This window comes from Armatimonadia bacterium (assembly GCA_039679385.1).
In the GTDB taxonomy this organism is placed as follows: domain Bacteria; phylum Armatimonadota; class Zipacnadia; order Zipacnadales; family JABUFB01; genus JAJFTQ01.
This window is the reverse complement of record JBDKVB010000084.1, coordinates 1-3,863: the sequence shown is the minus strand read 5'-3', so window position 1 is coordinate 3,863 and position 3,863 is coordinate 1. Positions and strand designations below refer to the sequence as shown.

Annotated in this window: 3 protein-coding genes; all 3 read left to right on the top strand. The window is 65.3% G+C overall.

Features of this window, described 5'->3' with window-relative positions; translation table 11 throughout:
- Nucleotides 1–668: RHS repeat-associated core domain-containing protein (locus ABFE16_09950; protein ID MEN6345622.1), on the top strand; the 668-nt coding region annotated here is incomplete at its 5' end.
- 910 nt (nucleotides 669–1,578) lie between these two features.
- Complete coding sequence (locus tag ABFE16_09945; GenBank protein ID MEN6345621.1) at nucleotides 1,579–2,376, top strand: hypothetical protein; 798 nt, start codon at nucleotides 1,579–1,581, stop codon at nucleotides 2,374–2,376.
- A 595-nt stretch (nucleotides 2,377–2,971) separates the two neighbouring features.
- Nucleotides 2,972–3,823, top strand: coding sequence for a hypothetical protein (locus tag ABFE16_09940; protein ID MEN6345620.1), 852 nt, complete (start codon nucleotides 2,972–2,974; stop codon nucleotides 3,821–3,823).
- Nucleotides 3,824–3,863 lie beyond the last annotated feature (40 nt).

Below are 3,863 nucleotides of genomic sequence, written 5' to 3'. Positions count from 1 at the left end.
GCAACACGCTGCACAGCAGCGGCACGACGCCAACTCCGTACCAGTACGTCGGCGCCTACGGCTATTTCACCGAACCCCTGCCGAACCTGATGCTCCTGTGGCACCGATGGTACGACGCTGGAACGGGAAGGTTTGGGAGTAGGGACCCGATCGCAAGGCAGGGCGTCGGGGCATATCGGTATGTGTGGGACGCGCCTACCGGGTTGGTCGATGCCGGCGGCCTTGCCCTCACCGCACCCGATCGTGTGAGTCCGGCCCCCTGGCTGGACACCACATGGCCTGGGCGCCTTCTGCAGGGCGACACTTGGTATGCTGGATGGCAAGGATTCCTCCAGTTCGGCGACTTACTGATCCCGTTCTGGGATCCGTCAGCTGATGCCGGGGTGTACGATCGGTGCGATCCGGCGATGCGGGCCGGGGCCATTCCTGCGGAGATCGCGGCGTATCTCACTTGGCTGGTGGGTGGCGAGTGGGCGTTCGGCGAACTGGCGGCCTGGCTCAAAACGACACGCGGCATCAATATCAGCCCTTGGATCGCCGACTTCCAGCGCCACGCCCCGCACCGCGGGCCACACGACTATCCGCATTGGCAGATCATCATCAGGACGCTGAACAGGAAACGCCCGTGGTCCTGGCGCCTCCGTGTACCCTCTTGGTGGCCCTTCTAGATGAAAGCGGTGCAGATATGGAGTCGCGGAACGGTACGCCCGACGAATGCGTCCTGATCGCTCGGAGTGCGGACGCCCTGAGGCAGATTGGCGCACTTCTGCACGACGCTCTGTTGGAGGAGGACGGCATTCTCCACAATCCAGCATCACGCGAAGCGAGCTTCTGTGTCTGGCGGCTGACCGAGACTACACGCCCGCACCACATGGTCTGGCCCTTGGCAGGGAGAGAGCACGCGCAGGTGCAGTCCGTGCTGGTCGTGCGGTCCGCGCTATCGGCATCGATCAGCATGGAGGTGCCTGCGGACAGGATCACGGACCTGACCTACAGCGGGGAGACGCGAGAGGTTCGGATCGGCTTGTTCGCCTCGCCGCCGATCGTCCTCACCGCTGAGGAGCTGTGGGTGGAACTCAGGGACGTGTCCGCCCCGACCTTCGAGGGACCGAACAAGACCATCGACGTTGAGCTGCGAAGGCGAGGCCTTGGTCGGCCCCGGCGTTGCTGCTGGCGCAGGCGACAGTTGGGCCCGACGGGGCGGGAGTGTTCATCGGGACGCAGCATGGGGCGCACACGTACGTGCAGAACCCCTTTCCAGAGCCGGTCGAGCAGTTCTGGTGGGCGCCAGATGGGCGAGGACTGGCAGCTGTCAGCAGGACGCACCTCAGCCTTCTGAGAGAGGTCTCGTCCCTTGTGGATTGGCTGCCGAAGGCTGACCCGTACGCAGAACAGGCGGAGAGGGATCTCAAACTGACTACACCAAGTGAGAACTACGATCCCACGGTGCCCTAGAAACCGATGCGCATTCGCTGAGCAGCCGATTGACTGCCCCAGGACTCCGGCGAGAGGTTCGTGAGACGATGCGCGAAGGGAGACAGACCGATATCCAAGCACGGAGGAGGGGCAGTAGAGACGATGCACACGTACCCGCCGAGCACCACCGGCTGGGCAATGCTCCTTGCCTGTGTGGCGTTCCCAACGGGCATACTGCTAACCGTTGTGCGGATCTCACTCATGGCCTCAGCCTGCTGGCCTCAAACGGTCCCTTTCGTGCTGATCTTCCTCTCCCTATGCCTGGTGGCGCGTCCGTTCGCGTTCGGCCTGCGGGTATCCCAGGACGGTGTGTGGGCACTAACCCTTGGGGGGCTGCGCCGGATCTCCTGGGAGCGCTTCGACAGCGCCAAAGTGTGGACCAACCCGGACGTGTTTGACCGGGCTGACCACCGCTCGTTTGCAGCGGGGCCACTGAGTTACCTCGGTGGGCGTCCCTTCACCGACGGTGTCGCCTTCTGGCTGACGACGGGGCCCCTGTGGGACCGGTGGCTGACAGTCTCGGAGACGCTGACAGTAGAGGGCCAGCAGGCGATTCGGCAGATATGCGACCGCACGGGCATCCACCTGCCGAAGCGACACGAGTCACCCAACGTCCGTGAGCTGGCCCGGAACGCGTGGCTATGTGTGCTTGTCTGGCTCAGACTCGCCATGCTCTGGCTGATCTTGCCTCCCGCCGCCATCGGATTCCTGCTGGCCCCGGTCGCGCAGAGCGGTGCTGCGTCTATGGCGGGGCTGCCCTGGGTCCTCGGCTGTGCGGGGACGATGTGCCTCTTGCTGGTGCCCTTCTCTCTGACGGTCGTGATGCGGCGGTACCTGGTTGCGGCGGCCGCCCTGCGGCGTGAGGAAGATGCACGTTCGAAGGAACGGGAACGGCGTTGAGAGCGAGGCAAGGCCCCCCTGGACCTGCGAGAGCGTGGGGCTGCGGACGGCGATGGTCTCAGAGGTGCGCGGTCCTACCTATTGCACATGCGGTGAGCAGGACGTCGGGGCATGGCTCCTCCGCTGACGGGGATTGCGACCCCGACCGGCAGTCTGCGTACGTATCCAGGCAGTCGTGGCGCGGCGCCGACGCCTTCAGCTCTGCTTCGGCCCGTCACAGAAGGGATGATCCGTGGTGCAGCCGCGTCACAGGATAGACCAAGCGTCGTGCCTGCTCCTGGTCGTGGCGGCGGTGCTGGTCCTTCAGGGATGTGAGCCGAGACCTCATTCCGAAGGGCCGGTCCCACCGCCTGCAACGATAGCATGGGCACAGACATACTGGGGCGTCTCCGTAGCGGCTTCACGCCCGCCGGTTCGCATGGTATTCCAGTTGCAGGGCATGGCCGAGCTGAGCCCCTTGTACGAGTACTCCCAAGGTACCGTGCGCGTCCTGCGCCCGGAGCGTTGCTTCTGTTTTCCCCACTTTGCTGGGAGTGGCAGTGCTCTACTGCTGAGCAGTGGCTCGAATAGCTCACCCATCAGGACAATCGCCCTGGTGCCTCCCCAGGGCCCGGATCGTGTCGTCTACACCGGCTATGGCGCGGATGCCTCCGCAAGCCCAGCGGAGCCGGTCGTGGCCCTGTACCCCGATCCGCGAGATCCGGAGCAGCGCCTCGGGCTCCTGGACTTGCGTACCGGCAAAGGGCCGCAGTGGTTCCGCCCCCCTGCCCGTATCGAGTACCTGGCGTGGAGCTACGGGGGAGACCTCTTCGGAGTGGGCACCAACGCCAAGACCGGACAGCCTTCAGTCTACCGCCTCGGCCTCGACGGCTCTGACGCCAAGCAGGTCTGGGATACCAGCGGCGGCACACCACCCGTGGTCTACCCCTTCTCGCAACGCCACCCCGACTGGCTGCTGGTGCTGTGGTCGACCGCCGAGCAACTTGCGGGCGGACCACGTGACCAGAGCCTGGGAGTCCTCGACACTTCGACCGGGAACGTCAAGGTGTGCGCCACGGGGCGTATCGGAGGCCCCCTTGCTTGGTCCACGCCGCAAGGTGACCTCGTAGCCTACACCCGGGTTACAGGTCCGCCCTCGGCCGAGGGGACAGGGGAGCCGTCTGCCAGTATGCCGACAGGCCCTGTTCCTGACGCCCTCTGCCTTGTGCGCCTCTCCGATGGATCAGAGCGGGTCCTTGCTCGCGGCACTGACCAGATAGCGCTGGCCTTCCTGGGCGACTCCGAGATCGCTTACCTTACGCAGGACAACACCCGGGCCGCGCTGAGGGTCGTCAGAACGGACGGCTCGGGAGACCATGAGGTCTGGTCGCTGGCGAAGCCTCAGGTTGATACGGGTCCGGCCGAGGGGCCGCAAGGCGACGCCGCTCCCTCGCCAGCGGGGCAGTAGGGCACTACGAGGCTGACGAAGAACGGCGAGACGACCTACT

Bases quoted from the DNA above. Each gene is read 5' to 3' on its own strand.
- ABFE16_09945 (MEN6345621.1), top strand. From the start codon at position 1,579: ATGCACACGTACCCGCCGAGCACCACCGGCTGGGCAATGCTCCTTGCC.